Source organism: Nonomuraea bangladeshensis (assembly GCF_039529455.1).
Taxonomy (GTDB): Bacteria; Actinomycetota; Actinomycetes; order Streptosporangiales; family Streptosporangiaceae; genus Nonomuraea; species Nonomuraea bangladeshensis.
This window is the reverse complement of record NZ_BAAAMV010000023.1, coordinates 21,107-39,493: the sequence shown is the minus strand read 5'-3', so window position 1 is coordinate 39,493 and position 18,387 is coordinate 21,107. Positions and strand designations below refer to the sequence as shown.

Annotated in this window: 15 protein-coding genes and 1 pseudogene; 10 read left to right on the top strand and 6 right to left on the bottom strand. The window is 68.7% G+C overall.

Going from position 1 to position 18,387, the window contains the following annotated elements; all coding sequences use genetic code 11:
- Window positions 1-30 precede the first annotated feature (30 nt).
- The 5 genes from ABD292_RS46885 to ABD292_RS46865 form a co-directional block, all read right to left on the bottom strand.
- On the bottom strand, window positions 31-843 hold the full coding sequence (locus ABD292_RS46885) for a phosphoribosyltransferase (RefSeq protein WP_344219612.1): 813 nt from the start codon (window positions 841-843) through the stop codon (window positions 31-33).
- Window positions 844-845: 2 nt separating this feature from the next.
- Window positions 846-1,823, bottom strand: coding sequence for a DNA-processing protein DprA (locus tag ABD292_RS46880; protein WP_344219610.1), 978 nt, complete (start codon window positions 1,821-1,823; stop codon window positions 846-848).
- Between the two features lie 249 nt (window positions 1,824-2,072).
- Window positions 2,073-3,491: an RICIN domain-containing protein gene (locus ABD292_RS46875; protein ID WP_344219608.1), complete on the bottom strand. Its 1,419-nt coding sequence runs from the start codon at window positions 3,489-3,491 to the stop codon at window positions 2,073-2,075.
- Window positions 3,492-3,511: 20 nt separating this feature from the next.
- Window positions 3,512-4,927: a pectinesterase family protein gene (locus tag ABD292_RS46870; RefSeq protein ID WP_344219606.1), complete on the bottom strand. Its 1,416-nt coding sequence runs from the start codon at window positions 4,925-4,927 to the stop codon at window positions 3,512-3,514.
- A gap of 104 nt (window positions 4,928-5,031) precedes the next feature.
- On the bottom strand, window positions 5,032-6,039 hold the full coding sequence (locus ABD292_RS46865; protein ID WP_344219604.1) for a LacI family DNA-binding transcriptional regulator: 1,008 nt from the start codon (window positions 6,037-6,039) through the stop codon (window positions 5,032-5,034).
- Between the two features lie 184 nt (window positions 6,040-6,223).
- On the opposite strand from ABD292_RS46865, the gene ABD292_RS46860 reads away from it, so the two are divergent.
- The 6 genes and pseudogenes from ABD292_RS46860 to ABD292_RS46835 all read left to right on the top strand — a co-directional run bounded on the left by ABD292_RS46860 (window position 6,224) and on the right by ABD292_RS46835 (window position 12,799).
- Complete coding sequence (locus ABD292_RS46860; protein ID WP_344219602.1) at window positions 6,224-7,138, top strand: carbohydrate ABC transporter permease; 915 nt, start codon at window positions 6,224-6,226, stop codon at window positions 7,136-7,138.
- Window positions 7,135-8,007, top strand: coding sequence for a carbohydrate ABC transporter permease (locus ABD292_RS46855; RefSeq protein ID WP_344219600.1), 873 nt, complete (start codon window positions 7,135-7,137; stop codon window positions 8,005-8,007). The genes ABD292_RS46860 and ABD292_RS46855 overlap by 4 nt, the downstream gene beginning before the upstream one ends.
- Window positions 8,004-9,422 (top strand): glycoside hydrolase family 43 protein, encoded by a 1,419-nt coding sequence (locus ABD292_RS46850; RefSeq protein ID WP_344219598.1) that lies wholly within the window; start codon window positions 8,004-8,006, stop codon window positions 9,420-9,422. Before ABD292_RS46855 ends, ABD292_RS46850 begins: the two co-directional genes overlap by 4 nt.
- 7 nt (window positions 9,423-9,429) lie before the next feature.
- Window positions 9,430-10,719, top strand: a complete 1,290-nt coding sequence (locus tag ABD292_RS46845; RefSeq protein ID WP_344219596.1) for an ABC transporter substrate-binding protein — start codon at window positions 9,430-9,432, stop codon at window positions 10,717-10,719.
- 47 nt (window positions 10,720-10,766) lie between these two features.
- Window positions 10,767-10,988: pseudogene (locus tag ABD292_RS46840) on the top strand (pectate lyase family protein); the annotation flags it as partial.
- 32 nt (window positions 10,989-11,020) lie between these two features.
- Window positions 11,021-12,799, top strand: coding sequence for a pectinesterase family protein (locus ABD292_RS46835; RefSeq protein WP_344219594.1), 1,779 nt, complete (start codon window positions 11,021-11,023; stop codon window positions 12,797-12,799).
- A gap of 217 nt (window positions 12,800-13,016) precedes the next feature.
- Here the strand turns inward: ABD292_RS46835 and ABD292_RS46830 are convergent, their stop codons facing one another.
- On the bottom strand, window positions 13,017-13,337 hold the full coding sequence (locus ABD292_RS46830) for a hypothetical protein (RefSeq protein WP_344219592.1): 321 nt from the start codon (window positions 13,335-13,337) through the stop codon (window positions 13,017-13,019).
- Between the two features lie 26 nt (window positions 13,338-13,363).
- Between ABD292_RS46830 and ABD292_RS46825 the strand changes: the two genes are divergently transcribed.
- From ABD292_RS46825 to ABD292_RS46810, 4 genes are all read left to right on the top strand, one after another.
- Window positions 13,364-14,398 carry a hypothetical protein gene (locus ABD292_RS46825; protein ID WP_344219590.1) on the top strand — a complete coding sequence of 345 codons (1,035 nt, stop codon included), beginning with the start codon at window positions 13,364-13,366 and terminating at the stop codon, window positions 14,396-14,398.
- A gap of 849 nt (window positions 14,399-15,247) precedes the next feature.
- Window positions 15,248-15,637 carry a group I truncated hemoglobin gene (locus ABD292_RS46820; RefSeq protein WP_344219588.1) on the top strand — a complete coding sequence of 130 codons (390 nt, stop codon included), beginning with the start codon at window positions 15,248-15,250 and terminating at the stop codon, window positions 15,635-15,637.
- Complete coding sequence (locus ABD292_RS46815) at window positions 15,634-16,755, top strand: globin domain-containing protein (RefSeq protein ID WP_344219586.1); 1,122 nt, start codon at window positions 15,634-15,636, stop codon at window positions 16,753-16,755. Before ABD292_RS46820 ends, ABD292_RS46815 begins: the two co-directional genes overlap by 4 nt.
- Window positions 16,752-17,402: a DivIVA domain-containing protein gene (locus tag ABD292_RS46810; RefSeq protein WP_344219584.1), complete on the top strand. Its 651-nt coding sequence runs from the start codon at window positions 16,752-16,754 to the stop codon at window positions 17,400-17,402. The genes ABD292_RS46815 and ABD292_RS46810 overlap by 4 nt, the downstream gene beginning before the upstream one ends.
- Window positions 17,403-18,387 lie beyond the last annotated feature (985 nt).

Below are 18,387 nucleotides of genomic sequence, written 5' to 3'. Positions count from 1 at the left end.
GACACTCCCCGCTTGGGGAAACGATGCAGTTCACCTCTTTGTTGAAGAGCATAGGCAGCAGCGGTCGAAGGAGAACGGTTGATCACTGGCCTCCTGCCAGATGCTCCTCCTGTTCTCGTGCCAGGCACTGGGAACGATCAACCTGAGGATGGCGAGAGCGACCACCTCCTCCGCTCCCGCCTTGAACAGCGCATACGCGGCGCTCTGCATATGAGCGCCGGACACGAACAGGTCGTCCACCAGCAGCACCCGTTCGCCGCGCAGCGCTTGAGCGCCGTTCGGCATTCCCATCAGCCGGAAGGCGTCCGGGTGCGAGTCGCGTCGCCGGAGCACCGCCGCGTGCTCGAAGTTCGTCAGGAGCACCGGCTTGTAGAGCGCCCGTAGCGCGGCGATCCTGTCGATGACCCGCGGCATGATGTGGAACGCCTCCGCAGGGCGATCAAGCCGGGTGCTCGGAATGTGGGTGACCATGGTGAAGGGCCCGCCGGCCACCTGGGTCAGACAGGCTTGGTGAGCGTCGTAGAAGCGGGACAGAGTGGCCGCCATCAAGGTCACCGGGCGCAGCAGGTCCGTGCCGGCGGGGACAGCTTCTCTGCGCGCCACGAGCCGGAACAGCCCGTTGTCATCCCCTTCTTCGACGGCCAGGGAGATCGACACCACCGGCTCCGCATATCTGCGGAACCCGTTCACCGTGCGGGCGCAACTCGAGCAGATTTCGTACGGCTCGCCGTTGGGCTTGTTGTTGGGCCCGGTGCGGCAGATCCGGCAGACTCCGGGACGCACCGATGGAACGTTCCTGAACAGCGGGAGGACGGGGTCGGTGACCGTCTCGGCGCGGCCCATGGTCAGAACATGGTCGGTTGGGAGGCCATATCTACGAGATTGACCGCCTGCTGGCAGAAGTCGTCAATGTCCTGGACGGCAGTGATGCCTCCCCGGAAGCCGGCCTGGGCTACCCATGGTTGTTCTTGGTGAAGCTGCTGGGGCACGAAGACAGGCTTGCCGGTCTTCAGGGCATCGGTGACATGTCGCTGGCTGAAGCCGTTGGCGCGGCCGTCGACGACGTAGACGATCGCTGCTGACCCGCAGGTCACGATAGGGGTGAGTGCCGCCGTACGGTCGGTGGCGATGGTCGCGGGCCAGAACGGCGAGACCAGGGCTCCGCGTTCGGCTACCTGGTCGGCGACAGTTGCATAGCGGCCTGACCGCTGAAGCTGATCCATGCCCCTGTCGAGGACTCCCCACGTCCGTCCAGCGTTCTCATGGACGGTGATGCCGAATTCGGTGTGCAGCGGGGCGACCACGGTCAATCCGGCTGCGGAGAGGATACGAGCGGCAGCGGCGGCGTGTTCACGATCGTGTTCGCCGACGACGGCGACGGACCGATGGTCTTCGGGGGCGAGGTGGCCGCGGACCCACAGGAACGGCTGGTAGCTGTTCGTCCAGAACATGTTGCCGGGGTAGTCCTCGTCCAGCACGGTGACGAGGCCGACGCCGCGCGAGCCCATGGATGAGATGAGCTCGCGCGCCCGATCCAGGTCGTCGTGCCGGACCGTGCCGCTGATGGCGGCGGCGTGTGCTTTGTCGTTGTCCTGGAGGCCGTCGAGCTCGCCGTCGAAAAGTTTCCTGGCACTGCCGGCGGCGGCGATGGCTCGGGCGGTGTGGTGCCAGGGCTTGTCATGGGTGGCCATGGTGAGGGCCAAGACTGCGGCCTGCTCGTCGATCGAGGTCATGTTCATCACCGTCTCGAACGTGGGTTCGCTGCGACCGTACGCGCTGACACCGACATTCGCGGCGACAGGATGCGTGGTGTGAGCGCTCATGATGCCGAGCTTCGCCAGGCGGCACACCGCGATCGCCGAAGGAGAACGATGCCGGTTGGGGCTTTGACAGCTGAGAGGGTAGGAGCTCACGACGCGGTCGATCTCGTAGTGGTCGTGGCCGCCGAGCCACAGGTCGGACGAGCGGGCGAGCGGTCATCGGTTCGCGCCTTCTGGATCGGATGCGAGCGTACGTCTGAAGATCGCTTCCGTGGGGTGTCCGGGATGCGCGCCCGGACACCCGGGGATCGCTCAGAGCCCGATGTTCGCCTGCGGGCCCGCGTACGTACGCAGCAGCGACGGCACGTCGGCCGCCGGGTCGAGCGTGTAGGAGTAGAACGAGCTCGGAGTGAAGGCCGAGCCGCCGGTCTCCTGCCGGCCGCTGCAGCTCACGCAGATGCTGCCGTTCTGCCGGAGCTGGGCGGCGTCGTCACGGTAGTAAGGGTCCTTGACGTTCTCGTAATAGGAGTTCTCGATCACCATCTTCGTGGCGCCGCGGGCGTAGTTGCCGTAGCCGCTGACGTTCTGCAGATAGTTGTTGTAGAGGTGGGCGTAGGCGACGTTGTCGGTGCTGGGGTTGCGGCTGTTGGTGTTGCGGGTCCAGTTGTGATGGATCGTCATCCGTGAGGTGACGTTCTCGGTCCATCCGATGCCGAACGTCTTGTTGTTCTCGGTCAGGATGTTCCACGACACGGTGAGGTAGCTGGTGTCCTTGCGGCTGTCGATCAGGCCGTCGTTCATCCGGGCGATGTGGTTGTGGTCGATCCAGATGTGGTGGGCGGTGTCCATCTGGATGCCGTCGTAGTCGTAGCCGTCGTCGCCCGGGTCGTCGTCGGCCATGCGGGTGTCGCGGATCGTCAGGTTGCGGATGATCACGTTGCTGACGCCGGAGCCGAGGAAGAAGCCGCCGTTGACGATGTGGCCGCTGGTGCCGACGCCGACGATGGTCTTGTTCGAGGCGACCTTGATCTCGGTGCCGTACGGGCTGACGGTGATCGCGCCGTTCACCCTGATCACGTACGGGGCGCTCGCGGTGGCGTACCTGACCAGGTCGGCATAGGTGGAGACGGTGACCGTGGCGCCGGCCGCGCCGCCGGTGGTGCCGCCGCCGGTGCCCGCGAAGCCGTCGGCGGTGCTCGGCCAGGCCCGGCCGCCGGCGCTCTCGAAGGCCCACTGCTTGTTGCTGTTGGCGGTGCAGGTCTCCTGGATGATCGCGGCCCCGTCGACGGTGGAGGCGCCCTGGTCGCTCATGCACAGGCCGGTGGCGTTGCTGATCACTTGGTACGTTCCGCTGCCCGAGGCCGCGAACCGCCACAACTGGTTGGCCTTCAGCCCGTCGCCGCAGCCCCACTGCTGTAACCGCAGCCCGGAGGTGGCGGCGCCGTCGGGCACGTCGAGACATCGGCCGCTGTTGACGTTGCGCAGCGTGTAGAGCCCGGACCCGGCCGAGACCACGGTGAACCGCTGCCAGGTGGCGCCGGAGCAGGCCCACTGCTGCAGCTGCGCCCCGTTGTCCATCGAGCCGCCGGCCACGTCCAGGCACTTGCCGCTCTTGGTCACCTTGAGCTGGTACACACCGCCCGCCGCGGGGACGGCGGCCTGCGCGGGAGCGGCCGAGACGGCGATCGCGGACAGGATGGCGAGCATGGTGAGCATTGCACGAAATTTCATGATTCTCCCTTTCTGTCGGCTCAGCCGATGGGGTTCCAGCCGTCCGTCCCGGCCAGGTACTTCTGCGGGGTGTAGCCGGCCGCCTGGGCGTCGCTGAGCTGCGGCCGGTTGGCGTTCGTGCCCGCTCCCGCCCCGGTGTTGCGGTACTCCAGGAACCGGGCGTTCCGCCAGGAGTTCGAGGACATGTCGGTCCACGGCTGGGCGGTCCTGATCGTCGAGCCGAGCGTGGACTCGCGGTAGAGGACCTGGGCGTCGGGGCGCCAGGGGCGGCCGAGCTGGGTGGTGTTCGCGGCGGCGCCGGAGATGCGGGAGCGGTAGAACAGGAAGCCGTAGGTCTTGGTGGCCGCCGTGCTGGCGGCCGTGATCGGCCCGCCCGTGGTGCGCTTCTCGTAGATGTCGCAGTTGTCGAAGACGATGGTGCCGCCGCCGAAGATGAAGTCCACCGTGCCCTCGACGTACGAGCCGGACATGTAGGCCCTGGTCGCGTCGTTGACCAGGAAGGTGTCCTGGTCGCCCAGCAGGCGCACGTTGGTGAAGCGGGCGCGGTCGGCGTTCAGGTTGAGCGCGACCGCCTGGTGGCCGTCGGGGGTCGAGGTCTCGTCGAAGTCGTTGGAGATCGTCAGGTTCGTGGCGGCGAAGTCGTGGCCGTCCACGAACGCGGTGGCGCTGCCCGATGTCCCGTATGCGCCAGCATGGTGGTTGTTAACGATAACAGTCTGGCTCGCCGAAGAACCGAGTCCCTGGAGCGTGACGTACGGCTTGTTGGCGGGCACCCGGACGATCTCCCGGTACGTCCCCGGCGCGATCGTGATCGTCACGCGGCTCGCGTTCCCCGCCGGCACGGCGTCGATCGCGGCCTGCACGGTGCGGTACGTGCCGCTCCCGTCGGCCGCCACCGTGGGCTTGCCCAGAGGCTCGAACGCCCACTGCTTGTTGCTGTTGGCGGTGCAGGTCTCCTGGATGATCGCGGCGCCGGAGGCGGTGGAGGCGCCCTCGTCGCTCATGCACAGGCCGGTGGCGTCGCTGACCACCTGGTACGTCCCGCTGCCCGAGGCCACGAACCGCCAGAGCTGGTTGCTCTTCAGCCCGTCGCCGCAGCCCCACTGCTGCAGCCGCAGCCCGGAGGTGGCCGCGCCGTTCGGCACGTCGAGACAACGGCCGCTGTTGACATTGCGCAGGGTGAAAACCCCCGACGAGCCGGCCGAAACCACGGTGAACTGTTGCCAGGCGTCCCCGGAACAGCTCCACTGCTGCATCAGCGCGCCGTTGTCCTTGGAGCCGCCCACCACGTCCAGGCACTTGCCGCTCTTGGTCACCTTGAGTTGGTACACACCGCCCGCCACCGGCGTAGCGGCTCTGGCCTGCGGCGATGGCGAGAAAACCACTGCCGCGGCGGCCGCGAGCAGGGCGACGCCTGCTGATCTGAGCTTGGGCATCCGCGCTCTCCTTCCTCTCGGGCCAGAGGAAGCACCAGCCTCTTTACGTCTGTCAAGCAAACAAATTCACAGCGGCCGAAAAGCCGTGGTGACGCATGAAACTTTCAGCGCGGCGCGGTGCTGGAGCGCAGCACGAGCGTGGTCGGCAGCTCGACCCGCTGCGGCGCCTCGCCCGACAGCAGCGAGCCCAGCGCGACGGAGCCCAGGTCAGGCCAGGGTTGGCGGACCGTCGTGAGCGCCGGCGCGACGTGCGCGGCGGCCCACGAGTCGTCGAAGCCCACCACGCTCACGTCGTCGGGCACCCGCAGGCCGCGCTCGCTCAGCGCCTGGTAGACCCCGACCGCCATCGCGTCCGAGCAGGTGAAGATCGCCGTGGGCGGTCCGGCGGTGAGCAGTTCGCGGGTGGCCTCCAGGGCGCTCTCCCGCTGGAAGTAGCCGCACACCTCCCAGCGCGGGTCGATCGCCAGCCCGGCCGCGGCCATCGCCTCCCGGTAGCCGGCCAGCCGCTCGATCGCGCACGGCACGCCGGGGCGGCCGGCCACGATCGCGATGCGCTCGTGGCCGAGGGCGATCAGGTGCTCGGTGGCGTCGCGTGCGCCGTCGCGGTTGGCGGCGGCCACGACCGAGAGCCCGGCGGGCGGCTTGCGGCGCGGGTCGACGATCACCGCGGGGATGCCGTGGTCGGTCAGCCAGGCGCGCTGCGTGGCGGTCGGTGACGTACGCACGAGCAGCACGCCGGCGCTGTCCCGCGCGCCGATCCGGTCGAGCCAGGCGGGCGGGGGCTGGCCGTTCTTGGTACGGCCGACCACGGCGGAGACGATCAGGTCCACGCCGAGCCGCCAGGCGGCGTCCTCCACGCCGCCGAGGATGGCCAGCGCGTACGGCGAGTCGAGCCCCTGCAGCATGACGTCCACCATGCTGCCCCGCGTGGGCCGCAGCCGCTGGCGGGGGTAGCCGCGCCGCTCCAGCACCTCGGCGATCAGGCGCCTGGTCTGCTGCGAGACGTCGGATCGGCCGTTCAGCGCCTTGGAAACGGTTGCAACCGAAACCCCTGCCTCACGGGCGATCACCGCCAGTTTCGGTAGCGGGGCGGGGGTGTCGGGGGCCGTCATGCCCCCCACTCTGCTCCGGAGGGCGGGGACAAGGCCAGGCCGAGCCAGCGAAAATTTCGAGATTTCGGCGTTTGCCCTGGTAGTGGCCCTTGGCGGGTTCGCATGCCATTGACGTTGCCAGCGTGCTGACGCAACGTTTCCTGCAACCGCTTGCAGGCCGGCACCACGCGAAGGAGTCAGCTACGTGGCCGTCGTCCCGGCGCCCCCGCCCCGCACCAGACCCCGCCGAGCAGGCGCGTCGACCCCGTACTGGCTCATCGCCCCGTCGGTCGTGGCGATGCTGGGGTTCCTCGTCTACCCGATGCTCAGCGTCCTGTACTACAGCCTGCAGCACTACAACGTGACCCAGCCCTGGGACAACGGCTTCGCCGGGCTGGACAACTTCCGCAGGCTGCTGTTCGAGGACCCGATCTTCTGGCAGAGCCTCGGGTTCAGCCTCAAGTGGGTGGCCGTCGAGGTGGTGCTGCAGTTCCTGCTCGGCCTGGCGCTGGCGCTGATCGTCAACGAGAGCTTCATCGGCCGCGCGATCTCGCGGGCGCTGGTCTTCTCGCCGTGGGCGGTCTCCGGCGTGCTGACCACCGCGATCTGGGTGCTGCTCTACAACCCGTTCACCGGCATGTCCCGCTACCTCGCCGACCTCGGCCTGATGGAGTACGGGGCGGCGCCGCTGGCCAACCCGGACACCGTGTTCTGGGCCGCGGTGGTGGCCGAGTTGTGGCGCGGGGTGCCGTTCTTCGCGATCTTGCTGCTGGCCGACCTGCAGTCGGTGTCGAAGGAGTTGTACGAGGCCGCCTCCGTGGACGGCGCCAGCCGGACGCGCCGCTTCGTCCACATCACGCTGCCGCACCTGCGCGACGCGATCATCCTGTCCACGCTGCTGCGCTGCGTGTGGGAGTTCAACAACGTGGATCTGCTCTACACGCTGACCGGCGGCGGCCCCGCCCACCAGACCACCACGCTGCCGCTGTACGTGGCCTCGCTGGCCGCCCAGTCGCACGACTTCGGCTACGCCACCGCGCTGACCACCGTGGCGTTCCTCATCCTGGCCTTCTTCTCGATCGCGTACCTGCGCCTGAGCAAGTTCGGAGCGAAGTCATGACCGCGGTCGCCGAACGGCCGGTGGCGGCCCCGCGGCGCCAGAGCCCGCGGACGGCGCCGGGCAACCGGGTGCCGCGCTGGCAGATCTACCTGCCGCTCGCCCTGTACCTGCTGTTCACGCTGGTGCCGTTCTACTGGATGCTGGTCTTCGCCTTCCGCCCGGCCGGTTCGACGGCGATCTTCCCGTGGCCGATCACGCTCCAGCACTTCGACACGGTCTGGAACGGCATGGGGTTCGCCGTCTTCTTCCAGAACAGCCTGATGGTCGGCGTCGCCTCACTGATCGCCACCACGGTGGTGGCGCTGGCCGGCGGCTACGCGCTGGCGCGCTACACCTTCCGCGGCAAGGGCGCGTTCATGGTCGGGATGCTCTGCACGCAGTTCATCCCCGGCGCCCTGATGATCGTCCCGCTGTTCGAGATCTTCCGCACGCTGGACCTGACGAACTCGCTGTGGAGCCTCGTCATCGCCGAGACGGTCTTCCAGCTCCCGCTCTCGCTCATCCTGATCAGCGGCTTCATCCGCAACATCCCGTACGAGCTGGAGCAGGCCGCCTGGGTGGACGGCTGCTCCCGGCTGCGCGGCTTCCTGGCCATCGTGCTGCCCCTGCTGCGGCCCGCGCTGGTCGCGGTCGGCTCGTTCGCCTTCATCCACAGCTGGAACAACTTCCTTTTCGCCCTCATGTTCATCAACGACCAGGAGAAGTTCACCGTGCCCGTGGGCCTGGCCTACAACCTCGGCGAGAACAGCGTCGACTTCGGCGCCCTCGCCGCCGGCGGCGTCGTCGCCGCACTGCCCGTCGTCATCGTCTTCGCCTTCATCCAGCGTTACCTCGTCCAGGGGATGTCCGCCGGGGCGGTGAAGGGATGACCGGCCGGACCTACCGCAACCCGGTGCTCAACGCCGACTGGTCCGACCCCGACGTGATCCGCGTCGGCGACGACTTCTACCTGACGGCCTCCACCTTCACCAAGGTGCCCGGGCTGCCGATCCTGCACTCGCGCGACCTGGTCAACTGGACGATCATCGGCCACGCCTACACCCGGGGCCACGACGACGTGCGGCCCGGCTGCGGGGTGTGGGCGCCCTCGCTGCGCCACCACGACGGCCGCTTCTGGATCTTCTGGGGCGACCCCGACGTGGGCGTCTGCTGGGTGAGCGCCGAGGACCCGCGCGGCCCGTGGACCGAGCCCCACATCGTCAAACCGGGCCTCGGGCTCATCGACCCGTGCCCGCTGTGGGACGAGGACGGGCAGGCGTACCTGGTGCACGGCTGGGCCAAGAGCCGCGCCGGCGTCAACAACCGGCTCACCCTGCACCGCATGGCGCCCGACGGCAGCACGGTGCTGGACGAGGGCACGCTGGTCATCGACGCCGACCTGCTGCCGGGCTACCGGACGCTGGAGGGGCCCAAGCTCTACAAGCGCGACGGCATGTACTGGATCTTCGCGCCCGCCGGGGGTGTGGAGCAGGGCTGGCAGTCGGTGTTCAGGGCCGAGTCGATCTTCGGTCCGTACGAGGACCGCATCGTGCTGGAGCAGGGCGGCACCGACGTCAATGGCCCGCACCAGGGCGGCTGGGTGGACACCCCGTCCGGCGAGCACTGGTTCATGCACTTTCAGGACCGCGGCCCCTATGGCCGGGTCGTGCACCTGCAGCCCATGGTCTGGGGCGAGGACGACTGGCCGGTCATGGGCAACGACGGCGAGCCCGTGGCCGAGTACCGGGTTCCGGTGCCCGTCGGTGAGCCGGCCACGCCCGCGACGTCCGACGACTTCGCCGGCCCCGGCCTGGGCCTGCAGTGGAGCTGGCAGGCCAACCCGGACCCCTCCTGGTGGGCGCTGCGGGACGGCACGCTGCGGCTGGCCTGCGTGCCGGGGCCCGACGACCTGCGCGCGCGGCCGTCCGTGCTGGGGCAGCGGCTGCCCGGCGTGCCCTGCACGGTCACCGTCACGCTCACGCTGGCGGGCGAGGGCAGGGCGGGGCTGGCCGTGGTCGGCGACACCGCGGCCTTCGTCGGCCTGGAGCGGGGCGCGGAGGGCAAGCTGACCCTGGTCCGCGGCGACACGCAGCCGGTCCCGGTAGAGCAGGACGGCGCCGTCACGATCGGCGCGCGGATCGGCGCGGGCGCCCTGGTCACGTTCCTGGCCGACGGCAGGGAAGTGGGCGCGCCCTTCCAGGCCACCCAGGGCCGCTGGGTGGGGGCGGTGCTCGGCCTGTTCGCCGCGGGGGACGGCACCGGCGAAGCGATCTTCGAGGCGTTCACCGTGGACATCGAAAGGTAGAGGGCACATGAGACGACACGCGCCGCTGGCCGCCATCGTGCTGGCGGCCGTCCTGGCCGGTTGCGGCTCGGGCGGCGGCTCCGAGGACGGCACCACCGAGATCACCTTCTGGGACACCAACGCCGGGCCCGCCCGCACGCCGGTCTGGCAGCACGCCATCGCCCAGTTCGAGAAGGCCAACCCGACCATCAAGGTCAACTACGTGGGCGTGCCGATCGCGCAGGCGCCGCAGAAGCTCGACACGGCCATCGCCGGCGGCGGCACCCCCGACGTGGCCGACATCTCGACCTCCGGGCTCGGCAGCCTGGTGGCCCAGAAGGCGCTCGAACCCGTGGACGAGCGCATCGCCAAGAACCCCGCGCTGAACGGCAAGTTCAACGAGGCACTGCTGACGACGGTCAAGAACGTCGTGCCCGACGGGAAGATGTACATCTACCCGATCTCCACCAACTCCGGCGCGTTCTGGTACCGCAAGGACTGGTTCAAGGAGGCGGGGGTGGAGCCCCCGCGAACCTGGTCGGAGTTCTTCACGGTCGTCGACACGTTCACCGAGCCCGGCAAGAACCGCTTCGGCTTCACCATCCGCGGCGGCGCCGGCTCCGTCGCCCAGATGCTGGAGGTCGTCTACGGCCAGTCGGGCGTCACCGAGTTCTTCGACGCCGCGGGCAAGGCCACGCTGAACGACCCGCGCAACGTGACAGCGCTGGAGAAGTACGCGGGCCTGTACAAGAAGAACACGCCCGAGGGCGACCTGCAGAACGACTACGTCAAGATGGTCGCCCAATTCGACACCGCGGGCAGCATCGCGATCATGCAGCACAACCTGGGCTCCTACCAGGACCACAAGAAGGCACTCGGCGACGAGAAGGTGGGCTCCTTCTCCGTGCCCAAGTCCGACACCGGCCCCCAGACCGTGCTGTCGAACCCGGTCGGCGGCGTCGCCGTCTTCTCCGCCAGTGAGAACAAGGACGCCGCGGCCAAGCTGGCCGAGTTCTTCGCGGCCAAGGAGATGGGCGGCTACCTCGCCGAGCAAACCGGCGTCATCCCGGCCAACACCGACGTGCCGCCCTCGAAGGCCGCCCACATCACCGAGGCACAGCGGGTGCTGAACGACCCGGCCACCAAAGTCGTGCAGATGCCCTACCACCTGCCGGAGTTCAACCAGATCACCAAGACGTGGGCGGAGCCGCAGTTCCAGAAGGTGCTGCTGGGCCAGACCGGCGCCAAGGCGTTCCTGGACGAGTTCGCCGGCAAGCTGACCGAGGCGCAGGCCGCGTACAAGAAGAGGAACGGCTGATGCACGCTGTCGTCGCACTCGCCGTCGCCGCGGTGACGGCCTCGCACCACGACGGGCTGCTCGACGTCATCAGGGGCAGCGACCTGGTGACCGTCTCGTGGAGCGTGTTCTCCGGGCACGACAAGTCGCTGCTGTGGGGCAACACCGACAACCCCGAGCACGACGCGGGCAAGCTGCGCGTCACCCTGCACCACAACCTGCTGTCGGGGCTCAACCAGCGGGCGCCGCGCGTACGGCACGGGAAGGTGCACGTCTACAACAACGCGTACGTGGAGGCGCGCGCCGGCGCGGGGAGGATCTCGTGAGGGCGGCGGCGGTCCTGGCCCTGATGGCGGGGCTCCTGCTGGCCCCGGCGCCCGCGCAGGCCGAGCAGCAGCGGGCCGACGGGTTCGCCGGGCTGAGCGCCCTGGGGGTGGACGGCACCACCGGCGGCGCGGCAGGCGAGACCGTGACCGTGGACGACCTGGCCGACCTGGAGCGGTACGCCACGGCCGCCGAGCCGTACGTGATCAAGGTCAGGGGCTCGATCACGATGGAGCCGTACGGCAGGGAGATCGCGGTCGCCTCCGACAAGAGCATCGTCGGCGAGGGCGCGGGCGCCGAGCTGGTGCACGGCGGGTTCTTCCTCAACGGCGTGCACAACGTGATCATCCGCGATCTGACGATCCGCGACAGCTACGTGCCGGGCGACTGGGACGGCAAGACCAAGGACTACGACGGCATCCAGCTGGACGGCGCCCACCACGTCTGGATCGACCACAACCACTTCACCCGCACCGGCGACGGCCTGCTCGACATCCGCAAGGACAGCGACTACGTCACCGTCTCCTGGAACGTCTTCAGCGACCACAACAAGGCCGTCGGCGTCGGCTGGACCCCCAACGTCGTGACCAAGGTGACCTTCCACCACAACTGGATCCGCGGCACCCACCAGCGCAACGCCAGCATCGACAACACCGAGGCCGCGCACTGGTACAACAACTACGTCCAGGACACCGCCATGTACGGGACGATGATCCGCGGCGCCGGCCGGCTGGTCGTGGAGAACAGCTACTACCAGGGCGTCCCCGACCCCGTCGTGGCCAAGGACCCGGCCTCGCAGGTCGTGCAGCGGGGCAACGTGCTGCGCGACTCGCCGGGCCGCTCCGACAGCGCCGGCACCGCGTTCGACCCGTCGGCGTACTACGCCTACACGCTCGACCCCGCCGAGAAGGTGCCCGGCATCGTCAGCCGGGGCGCCGGGCCGGCCGACGGGGAGCGGCGGGCGCCGCGCCGCATCACGGTGGCGCTCGACGGCACCGGCGACTTCGCCAGCATCCAGGCGGCGGTGGGCGCAGCGCCGCCCGGCGCGGAGATCATCGTCGGGCCCGGCGTCTACCGCGAGATGCCGCGCGTCTGGGCGGGGCGCCGCGACGTGACGATCAGGGGCGCGACCGGCAACGCCGAGGACGTGGTCATCACCTACGACCTGTCCGCCGGGGCGGCGAAGTTCTACGGCGGCACCTGGGGCACCGCCCGGAGCGCCACCCTCGCCGTGCTCGCCGACGGCGTCACCATCCGGGACGTCACGCTCCAGAACGCCACCGACGAGACGGTCAACCCGGGGCCCGCGCCCGCCGCGCGCTCGGCGGGGGACAGGACCGCCTTCGACGGTGCCAGGCTGATCGGCCACGCCGGCGTGCTCCAGGCCGACGGTCGCCGCGCCTACCTGCGCGACTGCTACGCCGAGGGCGACGCGGACATCGTACGCGGCCAGGGCACGACCGTCCTGGACGGCTGCACGATCAGGTCGGCCGGCCCCGGCAACGTGCTGGCCGGCGGCACCGTGCTCGTCAACGGCGGGCGGCTGACCGGCGAGATCGCCCGATCCGTCTCGCTCGGCAGCTCGGGCGCGGCCGTGGTCCGCGACGCCTACCTGGACGCGCACGTCCTGGACGACCCCTGGGCGGGCGAGGGCCGTTTCGCCGAGTACCGCAACACCGGCCCGGGCGCGGCCGTGACGGCCGACCGGCCGCAGCTCACCGACCGGCAGGCGGCCAGGCACACCGTCGAGCGGTATCTGGCGGGCTGGCGCCCCTGAGATGGACGGCCCGGGCCGCGGGAGCCCGCGCCGGTCTTTACCCGCGGCGATCCAGCCTTGTAGTCGTATGATCGTTGGCCCATGGCGGCCTCGGCCGGTATCCCGCCGTCCGCGATCAGAGACCGCGTGGCGGAAGACCGCCGCCCGCATCTCGTCGCGCGGCGTCGGATGGGCCAGGGCGAGCACGTCGGCGAAACGCAGCGGGGCGGCGGGACTGTCATAAGAATGCCGCAGCAAGTAAGAATGACGGCTTCTTGGCGCCTTTCTCGGCAGCGAATATGTACGGTCGAGAAAGAGAAATGCCCGGCAGCCGGCGACTGCCGGGCACCTCCACCTGCGGCGAGCGCGACGCCAGCGCGACCGCGATCGACCAGCACCAGCGTGCGCCCATAAGCACCCGCACCTGCGCCAGCGCGTGGCCCATGACCGCTCCGCACAGGGTGAACGCGCCGGTGACCACACGCACGGTAACTCTATGTTCGGTTTTGAAGACGTTTCCGGCCCTGGCCGATATGGTGGCGCGTTGACGATCGGCCAAGTCCGTAAGCCTTCCGGAGCTTCTCCATGCGTACCGCAGCCGCAATTCTGTCCTTCATACTCGCCACCACCATCCTGCCCGCACAATCCGCCACGGCGGCCGCGGTTTCCGCCGCGTCGTTGCCGGGTGGCAAGACCACCTTCGTCATCTCACAGGGTCACCTGAAGGCCGCCTCCCAGCAGAACTGGCTACGCCTGGGCAACTACCGCTTCGCCGCGAACGGCACGGTGAGCGCCTCCATGTACCTGTGGTGGCAGCGTCATCCCCAGGCAAGGCAGCGCACCGGCACCGTCCCCGACTCGAGCTGCAGCACCAAGGCGGGTGGCAAGCAGTCGCGGCCTCGCACCTGCCAGGTGCTGACCGCCGGGGGCTTCACCGGGGCCCCCGACGAGAGCCGCACCGGGACGTACACCATGTCAGGGGACGTGCTCACCATCCGGTGGAAGATCGCCCAGAAGTGGACGGAGCAGTGGTACGTGCGGACCTCGCCTGACGGCAAGCTGGCCCGCCTGGACCTCAAGCAGAGCACCTTGGCCACGAACGGGTACGGCTACGGCAGCAACGCCGCGATCAGCACGCGCCGCGCGATGAGCTCGGTGAAGGCGTTCCCCGGCTCGCTCAGGCAGGACCTGAGGAGCTGGGCGAGCGGTAAGCTCGTCACCTCCGACAACCAGCCGTTCGGCCTGTCCTCCTTCCGCGCCTGCTCCGCCACCACCTCGTGCCTGACCTACCTGCAGCCGTCCTCGAACAGCGCCTGCAAGAAGGAGGGCGGCTGCCCCAAGTACGGTGGCGGAACGAGCGCCGACATCACCTCCATCCAGTACTACCTGACGATGATCTCCAAGTCCGATCGCCGCGACACGCTGTGGCACTGGTGCACCTGCCTGGCGATGGAGCGGGACGAGTTCTGCTACACCGGCAACTCCCATGTCAAACCGCTCATGCAGATCATCGACGACACCGGAGCCTTCCGCGGCTGGGTCGGTGCTGAGGCATCCTTCTCGACCGGCTCCCGAGCGACGGACATGCTGGCGGTCCTGCGCATCTCCGACTTCCGCTGACCGGCCTTGTCCCCGGGTACCAGGGCGATGCCACGTGAAGCGTCCTGGTACACACCTTCGCCCGTGTGACCCAGCAGGTGGACGAACTGGTCCGTCCACCTCTCCCGGTCGTTGACCGGCTCGCCGGCGTTGTACTCCACCTCCGTGTCGTCGGTGTTGAAGAAGCCGCTCATCGACGGATGCCCGCCCCGGTCCGCGTGGACGAGCTCGCCGTCGCGCAGGACGCTGCACCGGCCCAGATCCGCGCCGTCGTTGTCGATGTTCATGCGGTACACGGCGTCGGGCGCCTGGAAGGCGTACCGGTCGCACAGATCGAGCCGCTGGTCGCCGAGTTGTGGCGTAAGGCTGAGGCCGGTGAAGTGGTTCGACATGTCAGACCCTCCCATCGCTCGCCCGCCGGGTGTTTCTGCAGGTCAAGCGGTGAGTGGGTGCGGGATGGGGGTTCTGTCGCGGTGTGTCGCGGGAGCGGGGTCCGCCAGAGTCGAGATGCCCGTCGGCACTTCCATGGTCGGACAGGAGAGGTTGCCTGTTCGTGAGACACATGGGTCAAAAAAGCGTGGGAGGGGGTTCATGGGGCATAGGGGGCATGGTTAGATAGGCGAGGCACCTGAGGCGTGACCGACCGTTACCCTGTGTAACGAAATCCGGCTCGGTGCCTTTGCTCTGGCATGAAGGAAGGGTGACGGCAGGAAACCCACGACCATCACTCACCGCATCTCTCGCGGGCGCCCGGGCTTTCGGCGTCCGGAGCGCCAGGGTGCGTCTATTCGCCATTCCTCGCGTCGTGACCGCGGCGAACCCCGAACACCGTCAGCCGGTCCTGCGACGCATGGCCCACTTGGAGGATTTGTGACAATCTCGCCGTCCTACTATGACCAGGTCGGCGGCGCGCCGGCTGTTCGCGACGTCGTCGACCTTTTCTACGTGCGAGTCCTCGACGACGCCGCCCTCAAGCCCTACTTCGCCGGCATCGACATGCCGAGGCTGAAGCGGCACATGGTGATGCTGCTCTGCTCCGTCCTCGGCGGCCCCGAGCCGTACGAGGGCCGCGACCTGGCAGAGGCGCACCGCGGCATGGGCATCACCGCCGACCACTACGCGAAGGTCGGCGAGATCCTGCTCTCCGTGTTGCAGGGGGCCGGTGTGGGAGACGAGATCCTGCGGCACGTCGAGCTGACCTTGAACAAGGTGGAGTCGTCCATTGTGGCCGGGCCAGTAGAGAGACGGCCGACTGAGTGAACGCGCAAGCTCTCAAGGACAGCTGGCGCCTCGTCGCCCGGTCGGGCGACCAGGTGCCGCTGTTCTTCTACTCAGCCCTGTTCTTGATGAACCCGGAGACGAGGGACCTGTTCCCGGTGGCGATGGCGAGCCAGCGCGACCGGCTCGTCGGCGCGCTCGGGCGCATCGTCAGCAACGTCGACCGGGTGGAGGAGCTGGTCCCGTACCTGCAGCAGCTCGGCCGGGACCACCGCAAGTTCGCCGTCGTGACGGAGCACTACCCGGCCGTCGGCAGGGCGCTGCTCGCCACCCTGGAGCACTTCCTGGGCGACCGCTGGACGCCTGCCCTCGCCGAGGACTGGACGAAGGCGTACAGCCTGGTGGCCCAGGTGATGTCGGAAGCGGCCGCGGACGCGTCCAAGACCACCCCGCCCTGGTGGGAAGGCGAGATCATCAGCCACGAGACCCCCGCCCTCGGCATCGCGGTGATCCGGGCCCGGCTGAACTACCAGTACGTCTTCCGTCCCGGCCAGTCGGCGTCGATCTCGCACTCCAGGCGGCCGCGCGTCTGGCGTTTCTACTCCTTCGCCAACGCGCCGCGCCAGGACAACACGATCGACCTGCACGTACGCATGGTCGACGGCGGTGTGCTGAGCGCCGCCCTGGTCATGGGCGCGCGGCGCGGCGACGTACTGCGCGTGGGAGCGCCGGTCGGCGACAAGCTGAAGCTCTCCCCCGACATGCCCGGCGATTTGCTCCTCATCGCGGGCGGCACGGGTCTCGCGCCGCTGAAGGCACTGGTGGAACAGGTGATGTACGAGGGCCCGTCGCGGAAGGTCGACGTCGTCGTCGGCGCCCGGACGTCCCGGGAGCTGTACGACCTCGAGGCGCTGTCCAAGATGGCCGCGGAGCACCCCTGGCTGACCGTCGTCCCAGCCGTCTCCAACGACCCCTACTACCGTGGCGCCCGCGGCAACGCCGTGGACGTCGCGCTGCAGGCATGGCGTGGCCAGCAGGTGTTCGTCTGCGGCTCCACGGAGATGGCTCAAAGCACCGTCGGACGACTGCTGGACGCGGGCGTGCCCTCCGAGCAGATCCACTTCGACGAGTTCACGAGCGACAAAGGCGGGGAGTCATGACGGCAGAGATGTCTTGGGGAGATCACCCGGACCGCGAACGCCAGCCCCTCACCCCGGATCGGATACGCAAGCAGGAGTTCTCGCGCTCACCACTCGGGCGCCGCGGCTACAGCGAGGACGAGGTGCGCTCGTTCCTGTACCGGGTCGCGGAAGACGTGGCGGCCGGCGACAAGGAGAAGGCGGACCTGCGGGCGTACATCGACCGGTTGAAGCAGTGGTACAAGGAGCACGGCATCAGCGCCGAGCCCGCCGCTCCCCAGCAGCAGGCCCTGAGCGTCGATGCGATCAACATCCTCTCCCGCGCTCAGCAGACCGCCGACGTCCAGATCGCGGAGGCTGAGGACTACGCCCGGCGGATCCTCGGGGAGGCCCGCCAGCAGTACGAGATGATCCTGACGGAAGCGCAGCGGCAGGCGGAGGAGGCCGCCGACCAGGCGGTCGGCGCCTACCGCTCGCGCGGCGGCGAGCACGGTGCCGAGGCCGAGGAACTGGAGCGGCAGATCGCTTACCTGCGAACCTTCGCCGACGTCACCCGGGTGCAGCTCCGCGCGGTGCTGGCAGGGCTGGCTGAAGAGGTCGACAAGCTCGGCCATATCCCTGACCAGGACAACCAGGTCCTTCAGAGCTTCTCACACGCCCACCGCTGACCGGCTTACGACAGACTCCGGACGTGCCCTGGCGCGGTTGGCCGACCACCTTCCCGACGACATCACCGCGGCGCCGGCCAGCGGACACGTTCGGAGAGCATGAAGCGCTACACGGACTCGGGGGAGAGGCACGACGAGCGGGGCCTGAAGCACCGCGATGTGAAGACGACCCGGATCGTGCCGGTCCCTCCCGAACTGGTGTCCATCCTCAGGGAGCACATCGAACAGCACGGCGCGGCGTCCATGCCCCGGAAGCCGCCGAGCGCGCCGGGCGCGGGGTGGATGTGCTGCTCAAGGTGTACGCCAAGTGCATCGACGGACAGCGGGAGGCCGCCAACGGCCGGATCTTGGAGGCCCTGTCGCAGTGAGCACGCGGAACTCAACGGACCCCGGACTCCAACCGGGGTCTTTTGCTATGTGTGACCTGGGAAAACACCCCAAGATAACCCCTGCTCAAGCCAGGGACGCGGTGGTGAGAAGAGTAGGGCGGGTGGGACTTGAACCCACGACCCACGGATTATGAGTCGGTTCCCTTAGTGTCATTCCTTGTCGCGGAGTGCTGTTTTGTGTGGCTGTAGCCGGATTTCTCCCCGCGATCGTGCTGGAGAGTGCCGGCGAATGTCGCGCCGTATTACCTACACGCGAGCAACCACCGAGCAACCATGCATCCTAGACCATCGATGTAATGTCCCATATCTCCCATCCCGTGTAGTGCGTTAGAACGGTCAGGGTCCCAAACTGGCGTCAGTGAGTTCCGAGCTTTCCAGCAGATCGAACATGTACGAGCAACCTTCGAGCATCCAGGTCGAGCATGAAGCGGTCGCCGCCCCACCGATGCTGCATCTACGGTTCCGTGCAGATGCGTCATGAGCCCGGCCTCCGTCCGCACATCGTCACCGTCGGCTCGAACAGGGGCGCCACCACCCCAGGCGCGCGCCTCGGGGTGGGTCGCGTCGTAGGGGCGGCCCTGGGCATCGTGCCGGAC

Bases quoted from the DNA above. Each gene is read 5' to 3' on its own strand.
- ABD292_RS46855 (WP_344219600.1), top strand. From the start codon at position 7,135: ATGACCGCGGTCGCCGAACGGCCGGTGGCGGCCCCGCGGCGCCAGAGC.
- ABD292_RS46865 (WP_344219604.1), bottom strand. From the start codon at position 6,039: ATGACGGCCCCCGACACCCCCGCCCCGCTACCGAAACTGGCGGTGATC.
- ABD292_RS46825 (WP_344219590.1), top strand. From the start codon at position 13,364: ATGCGTACCGCAGCCGCAATTCTGTCCTTCATACTCGCCACCACCATC.
- ABD292_RS46845 (WP_344219596.1), top strand. From the start codon at position 9,430: ATGAGACGACACGCGCCGCTGGCCGCCATCGTGCTGGCGGCCGTCCTG.
- ABD292_RS46870 (WP_344219606.1), bottom strand. From the start codon at position 4,927: ATGCCCAAGCTCAGATCAGCAGGCGTCGCCCTGCTCGCGGCCGCCGCG.
- ABD292_RS46875 (WP_344219608.1), bottom strand. From the start codon at position 3,491: ATGAAATTTCGTGCAATGCTCACCATGCTCGCCATCCTGTCCGCGATC.
- ABD292_RS46810 (WP_344219584.1), top strand. From the start codon at position 16,752: ATGACGGCAGAGATGTCTTGGGGAGATCACCCGGACCGCGAACGCCAG.
- ABD292_RS46850 (WP_344219598.1), top strand. From the start codon at position 8,004: ATGACCGGCCGGACCTACCGCAACCCGGTGCTCAACGCCGACTGGTCC.
- ABD292_RS46880 (WP_344219610.1), bottom strand. From the start codon at position 1,823: ATGAGCGCTCACACCACGCATCCTGTCGCCGCGAATGTCGGTGTCAGC.
- ABD292_RS46885 (WP_344219612.1), bottom strand. From the start codon at position 843: ATGGGCCGCGCCGAGACGGTCACCGACCCCGTCCTCCCGCTGTTCAGG.